20 protein-coding genes and 3 tRNA genes are annotated in these 18224 nt (G+C 60.8%); 12 read left to right on the top strand and 11 right to left on the bottom strand.

What is annotated here, in order from left to right:
- Nucleotides 1-75: 75 nt before the first annotated feature.
- Nucleotides 76-672, top strand: coding sequence for a chorismate mutase (locus tag PQR40_RS05450; protein WP_408222490.1), 597 nt, complete (start codon nt 76-78; stop codon nt 670-672).
- Between the two features lie 111 nt (nt 673-783).
- Here PQR40_RS05450 and PQR40_RS05445 read toward each other — a convergent pair whose 3' ends face one another.
- Both PQR40_RS05445 and PQR40_RS05440 read right to left on the bottom strand, forming a co-directional pair.
- On the bottom strand, nt 784-1938 hold the full coding sequence (locus PQR40_RS05445) for an exonuclease domain-containing protein (RefSeq protein WP_408222492.1): 1155 nt from the start codon (nt 1936-1938) through the stop codon (nt 784-786).
- A 352-nt stretch (nt 1939-2290) separates the two neighbouring features.
- Nucleotides 2291-2494, bottom strand: a complete 204-nt coding sequence (locus PQR40_RS05440; RefSeq protein ID WP_054037310.1) for a cold-shock protein — start codon at nt 2492-2494, stop codon at nt 2291-2293.
- Nucleotides 2495-2932: 438 nt separating this feature from the next.
- Here PQR40_RS05440 and PQR40_RS05435 point away from each other — a divergent pair, with 438 nt between their 5' ends.
- Both PQR40_RS05435 and PQR40_RS05430 read left to right on the top strand, forming a co-directional pair.
- Nucleotides 2933-3184 (top strand): hypothetical protein, encoded by a 252-nt coding sequence (locus PQR40_RS05435; protein WP_408333780.1) that lies wholly within the window; start codon nt 2933-2935, stop codon nt 3182-3184.
- A 531-nt stretch (nt 3185-3715) separates the two neighbouring features.
- Nucleotides 3716-4861, top strand: a complete 1146-nt coding sequence (locus PQR40_RS05430) for a porin (protein ID WP_408222496.1) — start codon at nt 3716-3718, stop codon at nt 4859-4861.
- A gap of 163 nt (nt 4862-5024) precedes the next feature.
- Here PQR40_RS05430 and greB read toward each other — a convergent pair whose 3' ends face one another.
- Nucleotides 5025-5594 (bottom strand): transcription elongation factor GreB, encoded by a 570-nt coding sequence (gene greB / locus PQR40_RS05425; protein WP_408508571.1) that lies wholly within the window; start codon nt 5592-5594, stop codon nt 5025-5027.
- A gap of 120 nt (nt 5595-5714) precedes the next feature.
- Here greB and PQR40_RS05420 point away from each other — a divergent pair.
- A tRNA-Arg gene (locus PQR40_RS05420) sits at nt 5715-5791 on the top strand.
- 79 nt (nt 5792-5870) lie between these two features.
- Nucleotides 5871-5947: transfer RNA gene (locus PQR40_RS05415), tRNA-Arg, on the top strand.
- Nucleotides 5948-6058: 111 nt separating this feature from the next.
- Here the strand turns inward: PQR40_RS05415 and PQR40_RS05410 are convergent.
- From PQR40_RS05410 to PQR40_RS05390, 5 genes are all read right to left on the bottom strand, one after another.
- Nucleotides 6059-6547 (bottom strand): phage protein NinX family protein, encoded by a 489-nt coding sequence (locus PQR40_RS05410; protein ID WP_408222500.1) that lies wholly within the window; start codon nt 6545-6547, stop codon nt 6059-6061.
- Nucleotides 6548-6676: 129 nt separating this feature from the next.
- A complete protein-coding gene (locus PQR40_RS05405; protein ID WP_408333777.1) occupies nt 6677-9031 on the bottom strand; it encodes a RelA/SpoT family protein in 2355 nt (784 codons plus the stop codon).
- A 108-nt stretch (nt 9032-9139) separates the two neighbouring features.
- Nucleotides 9140-9343 carry a DNA-directed RNA polymerase subunit omega gene (rpoZ, locus tag PQR40_RS05400; RefSeq protein WP_073427086.1) on the bottom strand — a complete coding sequence of 68 codons (204 nt, stop codon included), beginning with the start codon at nt 9341-9343 and terminating at the stop codon, nt 9140-9142.
- A 60-nt stretch (nt 9344-9403) separates the two neighbouring features.
- Nucleotides 9404-10084, bottom strand: a complete 681-nt coding sequence (gene gmk, locus PQR40_RS05395; protein ID WP_408206404.1) for a guanylate kinase — start codon at nt 10082-10084, stop codon at nt 9404-9406.
- An 18-nt stretch (nt 10085-10102) separates the two neighbouring features.
- On the bottom strand, nt 10103-11026 hold the full coding sequence (locus tag PQR40_RS05390) for a YicC/YloC family endoribonuclease (protein ID WP_408222504.1): 924 nt from the start codon (nt 11024-11026) through the stop codon (nt 10103-10105).
- A gap of 269 nt (nt 11027-11295) precedes the next feature.
- On the opposite strand from PQR40_RS05390, the gene rph reads away from it, so the two are divergent.
- The 6 genes from rph (at nt 11296) to PQR40_RS05360 (ending at nt 15029) form a co-directional block, all read left to right on the top strand.
- On the top strand, nt 11296-12036 hold the full coding sequence (gene rph / locus PQR40_RS05385) for a ribonuclease PH (protein ID WP_408508570.1): 741 nt from the start codon (nt 11296-11298) through the stop codon (nt 12034-12036).
- Complete coding sequence (rdgB, locus tag PQR40_RS05380) at nt 12029-12676, top strand: RdgB/HAM1 family non-canonical purine NTP pyrophosphatase (protein WP_408388507.1); 648 nt, start codon at nt 12029-12031, stop codon at nt 12674-12676. The genes rph and rdgB overlap by 8 nt, the downstream gene beginning before the upstream one ends.
- Nucleotides 12673-13902 carry a radical SAM family heme chaperone HemW gene (gene hemW / locus PQR40_RS05375; protein ID WP_408222510.1) on the top strand — a complete coding sequence of 410 codons (1230 nt, stop codon included), beginning with the start codon at nt 12673-12675 and terminating at the stop codon, nt 13900-13902. Before rdgB ends, hemW begins: the two co-directional genes overlap by 4 nt.
- A gap of 55 nt (nt 13903-13957) precedes the next feature.
- Nucleotides 13958-14047 (top strand) — tRNA-Ser (locus tag PQR40_RS05370).
- 204 nt (nt 14048-14251) lie between these two features.
- The gene (locus tag PQR40_RS05365) at nt 14252-14425 is read left to right on the top strand and encodes a hypothetical protein (RefSeq protein ID WP_408222512.1); all 174 of its coding nucleotides are present in this window, start codon (nt 14252-14254) and stop codon (nt 14423-14425) included.
- Between the two features lie 145 nt (nt 14426-14570).
- The gene (locus PQR40_RS05360; protein ID WP_408333771.1) at nt 14571-15029 is read left to right on the top strand and encodes a FapB/FapC family functional amyloid domain-containing protein; all 459 of its coding nucleotides are present in this window, start codon (nt 14571-14573) and stop codon (nt 15027-15029) included.
- A gap of 27 nt (nt 15030-15056) precedes the next feature.
- Here PQR40_RS05360 and PQR40_RS05355 read toward each other — a convergent pair whose 3' ends face one another.
- The 3 genes from PQR40_RS05355 to PQR40_RS05345 form a co-directional block, all read right to left on the bottom strand.
- Nucleotides 15057-15461: a RidA family protein gene (locus PQR40_RS05355; protein ID WP_408394160.1), complete on the bottom strand. Its 405-nt coding sequence runs from the start codon at nt 15459-15461 to the stop codon at nt 15057-15059.
- Between the two features lie 73 nt (nt 15462-15534).
- On the bottom strand, nt 15535-15765 hold the full coding sequence (locus tag PQR40_RS05350; protein WP_054037416.1) for a hypothetical protein: 231 nt from the start codon (nt 15763-15765) through the stop codon (nt 15535-15537).
- A 201-nt stretch (nt 15766-15966) separates the two neighbouring features.
- A complete protein-coding gene (locus tag PQR40_RS05345; protein WP_408333765.1) occupies nt 15967-17187 on the bottom strand; it encodes a Bcr/CflA family multidrug efflux MFS transporter in 1221 nt (406 codons plus the stop codon).
- Between the two features lie 248 nt (nt 17188-17435).
- Between PQR40_RS05345 and PQR40_RS05340 the strand changes: the two genes are divergently transcribed.
- Complete coding sequence (locus PQR40_RS05340; protein WP_408508569.1) at nt 17436-18032, top strand: hypothetical protein; 597 nt, start codon at nt 17436-17438, stop codon at nt 18030-18032.
- Nucleotides 18033-18224: the final 192 nt, after the last annotated feature.

Raw genomic sequence — 18224 nt, 5'->3', positions numbered from 1 at the left:
ACGCGCCCGCTTGAGCCACGCATCGTCTATTCTTCTGGTTTTTCTTCCGCGGCCTACCGGCCACTCCCGCCTTCCATGAATCGCTCGTATCGCTTTGGAACGTTGTGCGCGCTCGCGTTGTTCACCGCACTTGCGCTCGCGCCCGCCCCGGCCGTCGCGGACGGCGACGACACCGCGCTGACCAGTCTGATAGCACTGGCCTCGCAGCGCCTCGCCCTCGCGGAGCCCGTTGCACGCTGGAAGTGGGCAAACCATCAGGCGATCACGGATACGCCGCGCGAGAACGCGTTGCTCGCCGATGTCGAAAAGCGCGCAGTCGCCGCGAACGTCGATCCGGCGTTTGCGCACGCCTTCTTCCAGGATCAGATCGACGCCAGCAAGGACGTGCAAAACGCGCTATTTGTCACCTGGCGCAGCACGCGGCCGCCCGAAGGCCCTGCGCCCGACCTGGCCACCAGCACGAGGCCGCAGTTGGACAGGCTGACGCAGTCGCTTGTCGCCGGACTCGCGCGCGTACAACCGCTGCGCACGGCGCAGGATTGTCCGTCGCGCGTGGCGCAATCGCTGGCTAACTGGAAATCGCTGACGCGCTACGACTCGACCCGCTCGGGCGCCTTGACACGCGCTCTCGGTCACGTTTGCGAAGCGGGTGGAGTCGGCGCAACGGGTTGATCGGTCTGTGCGATCGAATCGACGGCTTGGAACACCCATCAGTCTGCCGTGCTCAGGCCTGGATTGAACCCGTCCCAAGCAGCCGGCCGCTGGCCGGGTAAAACCCCTTAATTAAGCCAGGCTCGGCGCAGGCGTGCCGTTCGAGACGCTGAGTGGCATCACACGCAAGCCGCGCGCAAGATGGCTCTGCAGAAGACGATACGTCGACAGCTCGAATGGCCCGGCCACACTCGAAGCATGCAGCGCCGCTGCCTGCGCGAGCGAAGGCGCGAGCCCGAGGTAACGCCACCGGTCGACAACATGAAAAGCGCGCGCGTGCGACGCTTCTTCGCGCTCCTCAAATACGATCGGACCTTCGAACGGCCAGGGTGCATCCACGGGATCGCTCTTCGTGACGCGCGGCACCCGGTTATGGCCGGGGCGCAGCGTCGCGATCCACTGCGCCTCCGCGAGCATGGCGCCCAGCTCGCCGCCAGTCGCGCGCCACTCGACACGCCGCACTTGCTGCGCGAGCCGCATATCCTTCGACGAACGCCGCTCACCAGTCAAATGGGAACGCAAGCGCTGCCGCACACGTACGCTTCGCCCGACATACAACGGCAAATCGCCTTCTCCGTAGAACGCATAGACGCCGCATCCGGCCGGCGCGGTATCGAGCAGATCTTCGGTGATGTCGCCCGCAAGCCGGTAGCGCCGGGTGGTGCGCTCAATCTGCGCCTGCAACACGTCCGGCGGCACGAGACCGCCATGCAGACGTTGCCAGAACTGCCAGATCAGATCGGCATCGGCGAGCGCGCGGTGACGATCGGACGGGACAAGACCATGACGTTCGACCAACGCGTCGAGCCCGTGGCGCTTCTCCGCGGGAAACAATGCACGCGACAGGCGCACGGTGCACAGCACATCTGGATCGAACGCGATTCCGGCCCGGCGAAACTCCCCGCGCAGAAAGCCGCGGTCGAAACTGGCGTTGTGCGCGACGAACAGCTTGCCCTTCAGACGTTCGAATAACGCAGGCGCGATGGCATCGAACGTTGGTGCGCCCCGCACCATCGCGTTCGTAATACCGGTGAGTTGCTGAATGAAGGAAGGAATCGATTGCTGAGGGTCGACCAGGCTACTCCAGCGCGACACGCCGGCAGGTCCTATTTCAACCACACCGACTTCGGTGATGCGATGCTCACTGGTCGAGCCGCCGGTGGTTTCAAGGTCGACGAAGACGATCGGCACATCTAGGGCCGGTTCCGGCAAAAACTGTTCAGACATGAAAGGGATACTTTGGACGCGTGGCTTTGCGGCAAGTATGCACCAGTTAGCCGCTGCGCACCCCGCCAGCATTGCTTTGCCTTTGTCGCCAGGCGACACAAAAAGTGAATTCCCGCACGCCCCATGAGCCGCCCGTAAAACCGCGAATTATTATGTTTTTACGACACCGATTTGAAATTCCAACTTCACTGTTTTGTCTTCCACCCTTTCCCTTAACTAATCCGAACCAGGTAGTTAATAACGTCAGGCACAGCGTCAATAAACGAATGGCAATAAAAAAGCCTTCGCATCTGGCGAAGGCTTTGTGACGATCAGATTGCCCAGCGGCACACGCAGCGCAGCGCCGTGCGACTTACAACGGCTGGATGTTCGCCGCCTGCTTGCCCTTCGGGCCGGCCTTGACCTCGAACGAGACGCGCTGACTCTCCTTCAGCGACTTGAACCCTTCGGTGCGGATCTCCGAAAAGTGCGCGAACAGGTCTTCGCCACCCGAATCGGATGTAATGAAGCCAAAGCCCTTAGCATCGTTGAACCATTTGACGATACCAGTTTCCATATTCCAGTTTCCTCGATGATTTATCAAAATCGGGCATTGCCCTCAAGCTGTGTTTCATGGCCATTTCATCCGCGATCGAGCATTTTTAAATGCCCTACGCATCAGATCCGGCATTTGAAATTCAGCCTTGCCGTTATACGGGGAACGAAGAATCGACGTCAAGCGAATTTTTCATATTCGCTTAGTATGCAGCGCGATAAGTCGATGCCAAACAAATCGAAACCGTGACGCCATATTCAGTGAAAACTGAATATACTTTCAAGTCAAAATTACTCAATAAAAATCTAAAACTCGATCGGTATCGGCAAAAATTTCAGCGCGCGGCCGGAATATGTAACAAGAAATGTTTTTAGTAAGTGTTTGTCCGAGTTGTTGCGCCGCATCTATCGCAGCATGATGGAAATCGGTAGCAAGAAGTAATAGCGTCAGGAGATTGCAATGCTGTTCAATGAATTCCGCCGCGTCATCGCCTGGCTCACCCAGTCGCACGCAAAAAAGACGGCTCCCGTTCAATCCGCGCCAGCCGAGGCGTCACCTTCGGTCTTCGAATTCGATCCTATGTGGCACGGGGACCACTGGCAAAATCTGCTCTCGTCCCCCATGGACGCACGCCGCTACGTGATGGAAGACTGGAGCGTCTCGGTGGCGACCGATTGGGGCGAAGTGGACGACGTTGCGCCGGCGCACTAACTGACGTTCGCGAATCCGCAATCGTCAGGCAAAAAAAAGCGCGACTGGAAAGTCGCGCCGACAAAGGTTTGGAGATCTTTTTCGTCAACGAAAAAGTCTGCTTCGGAAAGCAGAGATTTCAGTATAACTGCTAAGACGATATCGATTATTCGCACAATCAACAATCATCTATTTCCATTACAACAACAATCCTTTGTTACGATTTATCGTGTTGTTTTTTTGCCTCGATTACTGTAGCAAATGAACAACGCGATTCGATTGACTCGCCTCTCCCACTCCCTCGCAATAACGCCACGAGCCTTTATCAGCAAGGCTTAAACGGCATTCGCCTATCGTTTCAAATCCAGTAATACTTTATTGCGCAATTCGGAACATCCACTTTGCGAGCGTCTCTCTACACTCGGCGTAATCGGAAACCGGCGTGCCTGGAGTACAGCACGCTTCTCATGCGGATTTCGCCTCTCGCAGCGCCCGCGTGAAGGTCTCCTTAAGCCTGGGTTCAATGCCCATTCTCGCTCTCGGAGTTACAAGATGAAAAAGACACTCATGGTCGCGGCCCTCACGGGCGTTTTTGCAACGGCAGCACATGCCCAGAGCAGCGTCACGCTGTATGGCTTGATCGACGCCGGCATCACCTATACGAATAACCAGCATGGCCACAGCAACTGGCAAGAAACGAGCGGTTCGGTGAACGGCAGCCGTTGGGGCTTGCGTGGTTCTGAGGACCTCGGTGGCGGCCTCAAGGCTATCTTCACGTTGGAAAACGGCTTCGGCATCAACGACGGCACGCTGAAGCAAGGTGGCCGTGAATTCGGCCGCCAAGCGTTCGTCGGTCTGACGAGCGACCAGTTCGGCGCCGTGACCCTCGGCCGTCAATACGACAGCGTGGTCGACTACGTGGGTCCGCTGGCACTAACCGGCACGCAATACGGCGGCACGCAGTTCGCGCACCCGTTCGATAACGACAACCTGAACAACTCGTTCCGCGTCAATAACTCGGTCAAGTACCAGAGCGTGAACTACGGTGGCTTCAAGTTCGGCGGCATGTACGGCTTCTCAAACCAGGCTGACGGCTTCGCCAACAATCGTGCTTACAGCGCGGGCGCATCGTACAACTGGGGCGGCCTGAACCTCGGCGCTGCCTACCTGCAACTGAACAGCAACGGCGCAACAGGCGCGGCGGCGGCGTTCAATTCGGGCGGTGCAGTGTCGAGCGACAACACATTCTTTGCTGCTCGTCAGCAAACGTGGGGCGCAGGTGCTAATTATGCGTTCGGCCCGGCTACCGTCGGCCTCGTGTACACCCAAACAAATCTGTCGGGTCTGGCCGGCATCGGCGCGGGCGCGTCGGGTCAAACGGGCGGCATCGCATTCGGCGGCGGCAGCGCTCACTTCCAGAACATCGAAGCTAACGCTCGCTACGCTCTGACGCCGGCAGTGAGCATCGCCGGTTCGTACACGTACACTCGCGCAAGCCTGGCCGGGACGCGTCCGCATTGGAACCAGTTCAACTTGCAAACGGCGTACGCGCTGTCCAAGCGTACGGATGTGTACCTGCAAGGCGAATACCAGCAAGTCAACGAAAACGCCATCGTCGATGCCGACATCAACGGTCTGGGCGCTTCGAACAACAACAAGCAAATCGCTGTGACCGCAGGTCTGCGTCACCGCTTCTAAAGCAGCTGGCAATACCTGCAGTATCGAAGGCGCCGTTCGCGGCGCCTTTTTTATGCCTCACCGAAAGCACGCGTGCCTGTTGCAATTCAGGCGCCGACGATTGTATCGAAACGGCCTGAACGAGCGCCCTCGCCCGCCTCACCCGACACGCTAATGTATTGGCCTAGCCACCGGTGTCAGGCAGCGGATACTTGACGTCCAGTATATCGATCGACTGTGGGCCGGCCGGTGTGTGCAACGTCACCGTATCGCCGATTTTCGCTTTGAGCAGCGCCCGCGCAATCGGCGAGATCCAGCTCACGTGGCCGACATCCAGATCGACCTCATCGACACCGACAATCGTCACGATATGCACCTCGCCGTCCTCCGTTGCGTATTCGACGGCCGCGCCGAAGAAAACCTGGCCGACGTTTTCCTGTTTGCTGCTGTCGACCACTTCGGCGATGTCGAGGCGCTTGGTCAGAAAGCGGATCCGCCGGTCGATTTCTCGCAGACGGCGTTTGCCATAGATGTAATCACCGTTTTCCGAGCGGTCGCCGTTCGAGGCTGCCCACGACACCAGTCTGACGACCTCCGGCCGATCGACATCGATCAGACGCAGCAGTTCATCGCGCATACGCCGGTAACCGGCGGGCGTGATGTAGTTTTTCGTACCCGGGGGGATTTCGGGTTGGGCGACGTCGAGATCGTCGTCATTCTCGTCACTCGACTCTTTGACAAAGGCCTTGTTCATGATGGTCCGGTAACTGCAGCAAGCGACTGCCTATCAAGGGTACACGATCGGAGCAATGGGACAAATCGCAGTTACACGCTTCCCTTTTTTGAAACCTTTGCTATAATCTCGTTTCTGCGTGCGGCTGTAGCTCAGTTGGATAGAGTACTTGGCTACGAACCAAGGGGTCGTGGGTTCAAATCCTGCCAGCCGCACCACTTATTCAAGTGGCCTCCCTCCGGGGAGGCCTTATGTTTTACCCCGGTTTCATTGAATTTAGCGTCACAAGTTTAGCGTGCGGCTGTAGCTCAGATGGATAGAGTACTTGGCTACGAACCAAGGGGTCGTGGGTTCGAATCCTGCCAGCCGCACCATCTATAAAGGGGCCTTCCGATCGGAAGGCCCTTTGTTTTTTACGTCGCCGTTTTGCTTCACAGCGGCTACCCCCTCCAAGCCAAGCCCTCAGCCCGAAGGCGTCACCGCAACTATCGCGGTGCCGACTGAATATCACCGATTTGCCCGTCGGGACTTGGCACATCCTCGAACGAACCTTCCACCGATTCTTCGCCGATCGGCTCCGCTCGCTCGCCAGTCACCGCCTGCGCCTCGCGCAACACATCGCCCACGCTATCGCCGAAGCGACTTTCGACGAACGCCCGCAGCAGTGCGGTTCGCAACGAGTCTCCTCGCCCTTCCACGGTTCGATGGCCGCCTTCGAATTCTGCGATGCAATGTGCCGCACCACGATCGGTCCGCTCACGCACCTCCAAGCGTTGCGCACGCTCCAGCACCGCGGCGGCCGCTTCCCATGACGTGGACGGCGTAAAACGGCCGTCCCACGGGCGACCACGGTCACTGCCGCGGATCGAGACGGTTTCGCCGCTGTCGGTAAAGTGGATTTCGCGCACGAAGTCGTGCAGGCTGCGGGCTACCCAATAGTCGAGCGCCATGCCGGTGAGATCAGCTACGTTCATAAGCGTTCTCCCTGAAGTTCAGGTGAGACTCGCTGGCGGGCGGGTGCGTCAAATTCCAACGAGTGCCGCCCGAAGACCGCCAAAGGCGATCAGACGCCCTCGTTGAACAGACTTCAGCCAGCCGTCAGATCAGTAGTCCGCCCGCTCGCGGTCGATCCGCATCCCGCCGTCGTGACGGTGATGCCCTTCCTCGCTCGGCCGCTCGCGCGCAATACGCATCACGTCCGGATTCGTACGCACGCGGCGCATGACATTGGCGAGATGGACACGATCACTCACCTGGATCACGAAGCGCAGCACCGTGGATTCCTGCGAGAGATCTTCGTCCATCGCAATGTGGACGATGTTCGCATCCGCCGATGTAATGTCGGCAGCCACGCGGGCGAATACACCCTTGGTGTTCTTGACCAGCACCTTCACCGCGACGTCGAACAGACGTCCCGGCTGCGGCGCCCACGCCACATCGATCCAGCGCCCCGGATCGCGCCGGTGGATACGCTGTGCGACGCGGCAATCCGTGGTGTGGATTGCCATGCCGAGGCCGATACCGATGTAGCCCATGATGTCGTCGCCCGGAATCGGACGGCAGCAGGCGGACAACTGAACCGACATCCCTTCGGTGCCGGTGATGACGACTGGCGGCGCATGCGACGTTGTGCCGTCACGCGAGCCATCGTCGTCGGCATCGCGCCCGCTCATCAATACTTCAATACGCTTGGCCATGACCGCCGCGACGCGCCGGCCCAGCCCGATATCCGCGAAGATTTCCTGACCGTTCTTGTTGCCCGTCCACTGTACGAGCTTTTCCCAGGCTTCCGGCGTCACGTCTGACAGCGCCAGCCCGTAGCCCTTCAGCGCCTGGTCGACCAGGCGCTCGCCGAGCTGAACAGACTCGTTCAAACGCATCGTCTTCAGATAATGGCGGATCGCCGAACGTGCCTTGCCGGTACGCACGAAACCGAGCCAGGCCGGATTCGGCTTCGAATACGGCGCCGTGATCACTTCGACGATATCGCCGCTCTTCAACTCGGTGCGCAGCGGCAGCAGTTCGTTGTTGATCTTCACCGCGACACACTGGTTGCCCAGGTCGCTGTGGATCGAATACGCGAAGTCGAGTGCGGTGGCGCCGCGCGGCAACGCCATGATCTTCGACTTCGGCGTGAACACGTAGACCGCATCCGGGAACAGATCGATCTTGACGTGTTCCAGGAATTCGCTCGAATCGCCCGCTTCGCTCTGAATGTCGAGCAGCGACTTCAGCCACTGATGCGCACGCTTCTGCACGTCGTTCAGATCGGCGCCGCCGTTCTTGTACAGCCAGTGCGCGGCCACGCCCGCCTCAGCGATCTCGTGCATCTTGCGCGTGCGCACCTGGAACTCGATCGGCGCGCCGAACGGGCCGACCAGCGTGGTGTGCAGCGACTGATAGCCGTTGACCTTCGGGATCGCGATGTAATCCTTGAACTTGCCCGGCACCGGCTTGTAGAGCGCGTGCAGCGCGCCGATGCAGGTGTAGCACTCCAGCGCGCTCTCAACCACCACGCGGAACCCGTATACATCCAGAACCTGCGAGAACGACAACTGCTTGTCGCGCATCTTCTTGTAGATACTGAAGATGGTTTTCTCACGGCCGGTGACTTCGGCGTCGAGCTTCGCGTCGACAATCGCGCGCTGCACCGACTCCAGAATCTTGCCGACCACTTCACGCCGGTTGCCGCGCGCGGCCTTGACGGCTTTTTCGAGCGTGGCGTAGCGATGCGGGTTGAAGTTCGCGAAGCTCAGGTCCTGCAGTTCGCGATAGGTATTGTTCAGGCCGAGCCGGTGCGCGATCGGTGCGTAGATGTCCAGCGTTTCGCGCGCCACGCGACGGCGCTTCTCATGCGGCACCGCACCCAGCGTGCGCATGTTGTGCAGCCGGTCGGCGAGCTTCACCAGAATCACACGGACGTCGCGCGCCATGGCGAGCAGCATCTTGCGGAAGTTTTCCGCTTGCGCCTCTTCGCGATTGCGAAACTCCATCTTGTCCAGCTTCGACAACCCGTCGACCAGTTCCGCGACCTTGGCGCCGAATCGCTCGGCGAGTTCGGCCTTGGTCACCCCCTGGTCTTCCATCACGTCATGCAGCAGCGCCGCCATCATCGCCTGGGCGTCGAGATTCCAGCCGGCGCAGATTTCGGCGACGGCGACAGGATGCGTGATGTAGGGCTCGCCGCTCTGGCGATACTGGCCGAGGTGGGCTTCGTCGCTGAAATGGAACGCCGCCTTGATGTCCTTGATCTCTTCCGGCTGCAAATAGCCGGCCAGAACGGATGTCAGCTTGGCGATCGAAACGACGTCATGCCGGCGCGGTTGCTCCGGCGTGACGGTCGGCCCGAAGAGATGGCGAAACGACTGTTCGAGGACCGCGTCGATGTACTTCCGTGCAGACGAGGGCGAGTCAGTGTCGTGTTCCACTTCCGTGGCGGTGGGCGGGGTAGCACTCAATTTCGCCTCCGTAGCGGTTAGGGTTGGACACCGGTCTGCACGTTGATGCAATTACATGTGGCAAATACGTGTGGCAAATGCGGGCAATCGAAAACGGAGCAGTGCGCCTTAAACAGGCACCTTCTTCAACATTTCGACGCCAACCATGCCAGCTGCGATTTCACGCAACGCGACAACCGTGGGCTTGTCGCGGCTTTCGATCTTCGGCGTGTGGCCTTGCGCGAGCTGACGCGCGCGATAGGTTGCGGCAAGCGCGAGTTCGAAACGGTTCGGGATCTGTTTGAGACAGTCTTCGACGGTAATGCGGGCCATGTTGGATTCCTTCTCAGTATGTTGCTTATTCTACCTTATGTGCTCGACACACCGCCGCGCTCACGCGTGTGGCAGGTGAATGCCGAGCTGCACGAAAAGCTGCGTGTGGCGCGCGTATTGCGAGGCGAAGCGCGAACGCGTCGCGGCCACGAGGCACCGCAGTTCACCGAGCGCGCGTTCGAAGTTGTCGTTAATCACGACGTACTCCGCTTCGGCCGCGTGCGCCATCTCGCTGCCGGCGGCCAGCAGACGGCGTGTAATCACGTTCGGTTCGTCCTGGCCGCGCTTTTTCAAACGCTCTTCGAGCGCATCCAGAGACGGCGGCAAAATGAAGATCTCAACCGCGTTGTGAAACTGTTTCTTCACCTGTTGCGCGCCCTGCCAGTCGATTTCAAGCAGCACGTCGTGCCCGCTCTTCATCTGCTCCTCGATCCACACGCGCGAAGTCGAGTAATAGTTGCCGTGCACTTCCGCGCTTTCCAGAAACTCGCCAGCCGCGTGACGCGTCAGGAAATCGTCGACCGTCGTGAAGTGATAGTGCTCGCCGTCCTGCTCCTTCGGACGCGGCGGGCGCGTCGTGTACGAAATCGACAGACGGATCGCGTCGTCGCCGGCGAGCAGCGCATTCACGAGCGTCGACTTGCCCGCGCCCGAAGGCGCGACCACCATGAACAGGTTGCCGGGATAAGCACCGGCGTAGGGGTTGCGCGGTGCGCTGGTTTCGCGTGTGTGGTCGGTCATGTTATCGAGGCTCCTGCCTTACTCCAGATTCTGTACTTGTTCGCGCATCTGCTCGATGAGCAGCTTCAGGGTCATCGACGAATCGGCCAGTTCCTTTGCGGCGGCCTTCGAGCCGAGCGTGTTCGCTTCGCGATTCAGTTCCTGCATCATGAAGTCGAGCCGCTTGCCGACCTTGCCGCCCTTCTCGATCACATGACGCGTTTCGTTCAGGTGAGCCGTGAGGCGCGTCAGTTCTTCGGCGATGTCGATGCGGATGCCGTACATCGTCACTTCCTGGCGAATCCGTTCGTTGATTTCTTCGCGCGAGACGATCGTCGCTGCCGTATCCGGCGCTGCGATGCCGAGCGCTTCCTGCAAACGTTCGACGATCTTCTGCTGATGCTTCGCGATCAGTTCCGGCACGAGCGGCGTGATCTTCGTGACGATCGCTTCCATCTCGGTGACGTTGGCGAGCAGCATCGTTGCCAGTTGCGCACCTTCGCGGGCGCGCACGTCGATCAGATCGACAATCGCCTGCTTGCCGCACGCGAGCACCGCGTCGCGCAGCACTTCCGGCGCCACGCCGGTTTCGGCCAGCACGCCCGGCCAGCGCAGAATTTCGCCGGTACGCAGGCGCCCGGCTTCCGGGAACGTCGAGAGTACGGTGCGTTCGAGCAGGGCCAGTTGCGCAAGCGCATCGCGATTGACCGAGCCCGCGTTAGCCGACTGCTCACTGCGTTGCAGATTGATACGAATGTCGACCTTGCCGCGCGAGAGCTTGTTCATCAGCATTTCGCGCAGGGTCGGCTCGCAAACGCGCACGTCTTCCGGCATCCGGAAATTCAGATCGAGAAAGCGCGAGTTCACCGTGCGCAGTTCGACCGATACGCTGACGCCACCTGTGCCCGAGGCCGCGACGAGTTCGCGCGTGGCGCTCGCATAGCCAGTCATGCTGTAGATCATCGTATTTCTCGCGATTGTGGCCATGCGTTTGACGATGGCCGGAGAGTTGAATCGCCCGGCGTGTACGAGACGCGGGGCGGAGAATCCGCATTATCCCATTTTTACCGACGGGACCGCTTTGCACGGGCGCCGCCACCCGCGAAATGCTATCCCGCGCAGAGCCCCGCCACATGCGGGCAGCCGTCCGACGGACAGGCTGTCCCGCGCCCAACGCGATCGGCGGTAAAATTGCGCTTTCCCTCCTGCTTTTCTTCCAGACCGATCCCAACATGACCAACAACACCCAACGCCCCAGCGGCCGCCAGGCCAATCAGCTGCGCGACGTGCGCATCACGCGCCACTACACCAAGCATGCGGAGGGCTCGGTGCTGGTCGAATTCGGCGACACCAAGGTCATCTGCACGGCGAGCATCGCCGAAAGCGTGCCGTCGTTCCTGCGCGACCGCGGCCAGGGCTGGCTGACCGCCGAATACGGCATGCTGCCGCGCGCCACGCATACCCGCAGCGACCGCGAAGCCGCGCGCGGCAAGCAAACCGGCCGCACTCAGGAAATCCAGCGTCTGATCGGCCGCGCACTGCGCTCGGTGTTCGATCTCGAGAAACTCGGCGCGCGCACGCTGCATATCGATTGCGACGTGATCCAGGCCGACGGCGGTACGCGCACGGCCAGCATCACCGGCGCGTTCGTGGCCGCCCATGACGCGGTAGCCAAACTGCTGGCTACGGGCCGCATCGAAACCTCGCCGATCAGCGACTACGTAGCGGCGATTTCGGTCGGCGTGTACAACGGCCTTCCGGTGCTGGATCTCGACTACGACGAAGATTCGCAATGCGACACCGACATGAACGTGGTGATGACGGGCGCGGGCGGTTTCGTCGAAATTCAGGGCACGGCCGAAGGCGTGCCTTTCTCGCGCGATGAAATGAATTCGCTGCTCGATCTGGCGAGCGACGGCATCAACACGCTGATCGCGAAGCAGAAAGAAGCGTTGGAGCAAAAGAGTGAGTGAGATTCGCCAGGGCAATGGCGCTGCGGCGTCCGGTTCGCCATTGAAGAAGGTCGTGCTGGCGTCGAACAACGCGGGCAAGCTGCGCGAGTTCGCCGCACTGCTCGGTGCGGCCGGCATCGACCTGATTCCGCAGGGCGAGCTCAACGTGCCGGAGGCGGAAGAGCCCTATCCGACTTTCGTCGAAAACGCGCTGACCAAGGCACGTCACGCGGCGAAGCTCACTGGCCTGCCCGCGCTCGCCGACGATTCCGGTCTGTGCGTGCGTGTTCTGCGCGGCGCGCCGGGCGTTTATTCGGCGCGCTACGCGCAGCGTGCAGGGGGTGAAAGGAGCGACGCGGCGAACAATGCACAGCTCGTTTCAGCCTTGCAGGGTGAAACCGATCGTCGCGCGTATTACTACTGCGTGCTGGCGCTCGTGCGTCATGCGGACGATCCCGAACCACTGATCGCCGAAGGTCGCTGGCACGGCGAAATGCTGGACGCACCACGCGGCGAGCACGGCTTCGGCTATGACCCGTACTTCTTCCTGCCGTCGCTGAATGCAAGTGCCGCGGAACTCGAACCGGCGGTGAAGAACGCCAGCAGCCACCGCGCGATTGCTTTGCGCCAACTGCTCGCGCGCTTGACGGAGGAAGCGTGATTCCGATCAAACCGGCGCCGGCCGATATCGGCAACGGCGTCATCAAGGCATTCACGTCGCCAGGCAGCATTCGCCTGACGTCATTGCCGCCGTTGGCGTTGTATGTGCACTTTCCGTGGTGCGTGCGCAAGTGCCCGTACTGCGACTTCAACTCGCATGAATGGAAAGGCGATACGTTCCCGGAGACTGAATATCTCGACGCGCTGCGCGCTGACCTCGAATTGGCGCTGCCGCTCGTGTGGGGCCGCCAGGTGCACACGGTGTTCATCGGCGGCGGCACACCCAGCTTGCTGTCGGCGGCGGGGCTAGACCGCATGTTGTCCGACGTGCGCGCGCTGCTGCCGCTCGACGCCGACGCGGAAATCACGCTCGAAGCCAACCCGGGCACCTTCGAAGCCGACAAGTTCGCGCAGTTTCGTGCAAGCGGCGTGAATCGCCTGTCGGTGGGTATCCAGAGTTTCAATGAAGCGCATCTGAAGGCGCTCGGCCGGATTCACGACTCGGCACAAGCACGCCACGCGGTCGAAGTGGCCGCGACCACCTTCGACAACTTCAACCTCGATCTGATGTTCGCGCTGCCTCAGCAGACGCTCGCGCAATGTCAGGCTGACGTGGAAACGGCGTTGTCGTTCGCGCCGCCGCATTTGTCGCTATACCACCTCACACTCGAACCGAACACGCTGTTTGCGAAATTCCCGCCTGCGCTCCCCGACGACGATGCTTCGGCCGACATGCAGGACTGGATTCACGAACGCACCACGGCCGCCGGTTATGAACGCTACGAGGTGTCCGCGTATGCGCAGCCGCATCGGCAGAGCAAGCACAATCTGAACTACTGGCGCTTCGGCGACTATCTCGGCATCGGCGCGGGCGCGCATACCAAACTGTCGTTTCCGAACCGCGTGCTGCGTCAGGTGCGCTACAAGCACCCGACCACCTTCATCGAGCGGGCATTGGCCGGCACGGCAGTGCAGGAAGAGAATGAGGTCGGGACCCGCGATCTACCGTTCGAGTTCATGCTGAACGCGCTGCGGCTGGTGGAAGGGTTTCCAGTGCACCGATTCATCGAGCGCACGGGGATGTCGATGACCTCCATCGAGCCGGCTTTGCAGGAGGCGGAACGGCGCAAGCTGATTACGCGCGACCACGAAAAGATCGCGCCGACGCCACTTGGCCAGGCCTTCCTGAATGATCTGCAGGCGCTGTTTCTGAAAGATCCGCAGTGATTACAGACCCGCTGAGCGCCGCAACAAGGATTTTTCAGGTTACAATTTAGGGCTTGGAGGTGTGGCCGAGCGGTTTAAGGCACCGGTCTTGAAAACCGGCGAAGGAGTGATCCTTCCGTGAGTTCGAATCTCACCGCCTCCGCCAGACAATCAATGAATACGGGCCTTTCGGCCCGTTTTTCATTTCTGGCCATCAAAGAACCCGCCAATCGGCGAATGCCCAAAGTGTCGAACGGGTAAGCAACTGTAAATAAAGCCCGATTAAACCGAGGCTTCGTAATTTGCCGTCACAAGGCAGGCCGAACGAATACGGCTTCCGGCGCCTCCAACTCGTGAAGAGGGAGGAACCATGCTCAAATTACTGTTAACGATAGGTTTCGCAGTGGGTCTTTCCGGATGTATCGTCGCGCCGCCCTATGGCTACGCACCGGCATACGGATATGCCCCCGGCTACTACGCCGCCCCGAGCGTCAGCGTGGGTGTTGGTGTGGGCGGTTATTACGGCGGCCGCGGCAGGTGGTAATTTCGGGCCAAGCTCGCCCTTGGCCAAGTTTGTATCAGTCAATATCTCGGCACCACCCGCATTAAGGGGAACCCCTCCCTCAACATCTCGCTCCCATGGTCGATATCAAGACTATCTGTGCCTTCAGCACGCCAGGGAGTTGCTCATGAAATTCCGCACTTTAGCCGTTGCACTGATTTGGGTTGCCGCGAGCACGGGCGTGTCGTCCGCGCTTGCAGGCACACCAACGGCGCTGTCCGACGACGACAGCGCGGCAGTGTTCGGCTCAGCCCGGTTGTCCAATCTGCAGGACGTCGGCGGCAGCGCAAAAGCTGGTGCGTCCGCCGCTATCGTAGGAGCAAATGCGCTCAGAGGCGCAAGCGGCAACATCGGCGTGAATCTCTCAGCCGGTGCCCTGAATGCGCAGGCCAACCAGATCGCCCTCGTCACCACATCGCAAGCCGCGATCGTCTCGCAACAGAATGTGCATACCGCCGCGCAAGTGACGGGCAGCGCCTCCGCCAAACTCGGTGCCGGCTCGCTGACGGCGGCGAGCGGCAACGTCGGTGTGAATATCGCGTCCGGGGTGGGCAATGCCCAGCTCAACGGGCTCATCATTCACTGAGTCGAAACGCCTCGACACCGCCACGACTTAAATCAGCGCGGTCGCCTCGACCTCGACCTTCAAGCCGTAATGCAGATGTGGAACCGGCACGACGGCCCGCGCCGGCCGCGCTTCGCCTGCCCAACCCGCGTAGATCCGGTTGAAGCTCCCCCAATGTTCGACATCGGCGATATAGACGCGCACCTGCACCAGTTGCGCAATGCTGCTGCCAACGCCTTCGAGCGCAGCCTGCAGGTTGGCCAGCACCTGTTCTGCCTGGACCTCGAACGAGGCTTCAGCGAGCTTCTCGCCCTGCGCGTTGATCGGCAACTGTCCCGAGACGAAAACAAAACCATTCGCAATCGCGACGTGACTGTAGTGGCCGCCCGGCTTTGCCAAAGCAGCTGGATTGTCCATGTGCGGCAGACGCGGATCGTGCTGGCTAACAGCCATGAGTGAAACTCCAAAGGGGATCGCGCCTACGTGGCGGGTAATGACGCGCATGGTGCCATACGCGTGAGACGCATCACACGCTAAGCGCGTCCAGCTTCTCGCGCGCGTCGGCGCAACGGCGATTCAGGTCGCGATGCATCAACTGGCTGTCGAGCAGCGCCGATACATCAGACAAACCGTAATCAAAGCGCAAGACGTATTCGATGTCTGTGTAATCGTGATAGGCGCCGCTGTCTGCCAGCTTCTGCGCTTCGGCGAAAGCTGCATGTTGCCGCTCGCCGTTCATCAAATCTCTGATCGCCATGATTGCCGCTCCGAGGAACAGTAACTCCATCATAGCAATGCAAATTGAAACGCACGGTCGCGCGCACGCAACACCTGGTGTTTTCCGTAGTCGCGTGAGTTAGTTAGCGCGAAGCATGCAAGCGGGTGTGCCGCGCGCTCCACGCCGGGCAACCAACCGCACTGTATGCACCATTCAGCGGCAAATACGCCTCGCGCAGCTTCAAGCGGCCGCGACGGGCACCTTCATTCCATGCCATTTGACAACCAGAATCCGGCCGACATAACACAGCATGCCCGCGACACCCACGACGACGCCCATGCCCTTGGGCGAGCCATCCTGCCAGAGCCCAACCGCGAGACTCGACAGCGCGCCGAGCGCAAGCTGCACAGCGCCGAACACGGCAGCCGCAGCGCCGGCATTCATCGGATACCGATGCATCAGATCGGTCGTGCAGTTAGCGGACAACAACCCCACGACCCCGACCACGAAGAACAATCCGAATACGATCGACCACAACCCGCCCCACCCCGTCAGCGAAACGAGACAGACGAACAAGGACGCGATGCAACTCACGGTCGCGGCAAACGAAATGATCGGCAGCGAACCGAGCCGTCCGACGAGCCGCGTATTCATGAAGTTACCGAACATGATGCCGACGATATTCAGCGCGAACAAAAAGCCATAATGCTGTGCCGATACATGGAAATATTCGATGTACACGAACGGCGTCGCGGTGATATACGCGAACATCGACGCGAACGCCATACCGCCGCACAGCATGTGCCCCCACGCGACCGGATCGCGCAACAACTTGCCATAGGCACCGAACGATTTCAGCAGCGCCGAATGCGCACGCTTTTCACGCGGCCACGTTTCCGGCACCTTGAGGAACGCGGTCACCGCGCACACTGTACCGAATAGCGTCAGCACAATAAAAACGACGCGCCAGCCGCCAAGCAACAGCAACTGGCCGCCGATTAGCGGCGCGAGCAACGGCCCGATCGACGTGACGATGGCGAGCATCGACAGCACGCGCGCGGCATCGGTCGGCCCGTGCGCGTCGCGGGCAATCGCGCGCGCCAGCACCGAGGCCGCGCCCGCACCGAGCGCCTGCACGAAACGAAACGTCACCAGCGAGCCGATCGAAAACGACAGCGCACATGCCACGCTGGCCAGCGCGTACATGATGATGCCGCCGAGCAACACAGGGCGGCGGCCATAGGTATCCGACAGCGGACCATAGAGCAGCATGCCGATCGAAAAGCCGAACATGAAGCTCGTAAGCGTGGTTTGCGCGGCGCCGGTGCTGATGGCGAATGCCTGCGCGATCGTCGGCAGGCTCGGCAGATACATATCGATGGAAATCGGCCCGCATGCGGCAAGCGCACCGAGCAACAGAATCAGCCGGCCATCGGGCCGGCTTCTGGTGACGTGAGACATGGGAATCCAGATGAGGCGCCGCGCCGTCATCGGCAGCGAAACGCGGTGAAACGGGGAAAGCAGCAAATGACGGCCCCAATTGTACGCGACGGTTAAACCATCCGTTGCGTCCAGGCATGCGTAGCCGCGGATCACTGAGGCGCCGCGACAAGCGCGCCGCCGATCGGTTAAGCTGCCGCGAGAACGCTTCCTGGCGTGACACCAACCTGTCCGCTGCGCCCTTCCACACTGCCCTGCCCGACCCTGCCATGACTGCCTTCCTGTTGATCTGGAGCCCCAAGAAATGGCCGTGGCCCGAGTTGCCGGACGTAGCGAAGCGGGTCGCCGCAGGCGTAGCGGTGGCTGACGTCTGGGGTTGCGGATTTGCCCGCAGCATCCTGCCGGGCGACCGCGTGTTCCTGCACCGCGTCGCACAGGAACCGAAGGGCATTTTCGGCTCCGGCTACGTGACGCGCGCGCCGTACGAGGTCCCGGATCCCGCGACGAAACGCGGTTACCGGTTGTGCATCGACTTCGTGTACGACTGGGTGGTCGACGCGCACGAGGGCGTGGTGATTCCACGCGAGATGTTGCGCACGCATCCGTTTTCGGTGCAGACATGGGACGCCCAGAGCTCGGGCACCGTGATCAAGCCGATCGCCGAAGGCGCGCTCGAAAAGCGCTGGGCAGAGCTCACCGGCAAGCGCAAGCCACCGAAGCTTGACGCCCCGAGAGGCCCCATTCGCTCCAGCAAGGTAACGGCCCACAAGGCGGCAGCGGAAGAAACCGCGGCAGAAGGTCACACGAGGACGAGGACGAAGCCTGCGACGAAGAAACCAGCAGCAAAAGACGCGCACAAGGTCTAAGCGCCGGCCGGGGGTTGATGAAATACCGCCGCAGCGCGCGTAGCGCCGCTGGAAGTATGACGCCCTTGTCACCAGGGCGGAGTGTGCGAAAACACAGATTCCAGATGCACCACTACCGTGGCTGCGCGAGGGACCCGCTTAAGAGTTAGCGGTTTGAGCCGCTTTCTTTTGCCTATCTTTTCTTTGCGGCAT

This window comes from Paraburkholderia sediminicola (genome assembly GCF_046026855.1).
Taxonomy (GTDB): domain Bacteria; phylum Pseudomonadota; class Gammaproteobacteria; order Burkholderiales; family Burkholderiaceae; genus Paraburkholderia; species Paraburkholderia sediminicola_A.
The sequence above is the reverse complement of the archived record's forward strand: the minus strand, read 5'-3'. Positions and strand labels throughout refer to the sequence as shown.

Coding starts and splice junctions, on each gene's coding strand:
- PQR40_RS05450 (WP_408222490.1), top strand. CDS start 76: ATGAATCGCTCGTATCGCTTTGGAACGTTGTGCGCGCTCGCGTTGTTC.
- PQR40_RS05445 (WP_408222492.1), bottom strand. CDS start 1,938: ATGTCTGAACAGTTTTTGCCGGAACCGGCCCTAGATGTGCCGATCGTC.
- PQR40_RS05440 (WP_054037310.1), bottom strand. CDS start 2,494: ATGGAAACTGGTATCGTCAAATGGTTCAACGATGCTAAGGGCTTTGGC.
- PQR40_RS05435 (WP_408333780.1), top strand. CDS start 2,933: ATGCTGTTCAATGAATTCCGCCGCGTCATCGCCTGGCTCACCCAGTCG.
- PQR40_RS05430 (WP_408222496.1), top strand. CDS start 3,716: ATGAAAAAGACACTCATGGTCGCGGCCCTCACGGGCGTTTTTGCAACG.
- greB (WP_408508571.1), bottom strand. CDS start 5,594: ATGAACAAGGCCTTTGTCAAAGAGTCGAGTGACGAGAATGACGACGAT.
- PQR40_RS05410 (WP_408222500.1), bottom strand. CDS start 6,547: ATGAACGTAGCTGATCTCACCGGCATGGCGCTCGACTATTGGGTAGCC.
- rpoZ (WP_073427086.1), bottom strand. CDS start 9,343: ATGGCCCGCATTACCGTCGAAGACTGTCTCAAACAGATCCCGAACCGT.
- gmk (WP_408206404.1), bottom strand. CDS start 10,084: ATGACCGACCACACACGCGAAACCAGCGCACCGCGCAACCCCTACGCC.
- PQR40_RS05390 (WP_408222504.1), bottom strand. CDS start 11,026: ATGATCTACAGCATGACTGGCTATGCGAGCGCCACGCGCGAACTCGTC.
- rph (WP_408508570.1), top strand. CDS start 11,296: ATGACCAACAACACCCAACGCCCCAGCGGCCGCCAGGCCAATCAGCTG.
- PQR40_RS05365 (WP_408222512.1), top strand. CDS start 14,252: ATGCTCAAATTACTGTTAACGATAGGTTTCGCAGTGGGTCTTTCCGGA.
- PQR40_RS05360 (WP_408333771.1), top strand. CDS start 14,571: ATGAAATTCCGCACTTTAGCCGTTGCACTGATTTGGGTTGCCGCGAGC.
- PQR40_RS05355 (WP_408394160.1), bottom strand. CDS start 15,461: ATGGCTGTTAGCCAGCACGATCCGCGTCTGCCGCACATGGACAATCCA.
- PQR40_RS05350 (WP_054037416.1), bottom strand. CDS start 15,765: ATGGCGATCAGAGATTTGATGAACGGCGAGCGGCAACATGCAGCTTTC.
- PQR40_RS05345 (WP_408333765.1), bottom strand. CDS start 17,187: ATGTCTCACGTCACCAGAAGCCGGCCCGATGGCCGGCTGATTCTGTTG.
- PQR40_RS05340 (WP_408508569.1), top strand. CDS start 17,436: ATGACTGCCTTCCTGTTGATCTGGAGCCCCAAGAAATGGCCGTGGCCC.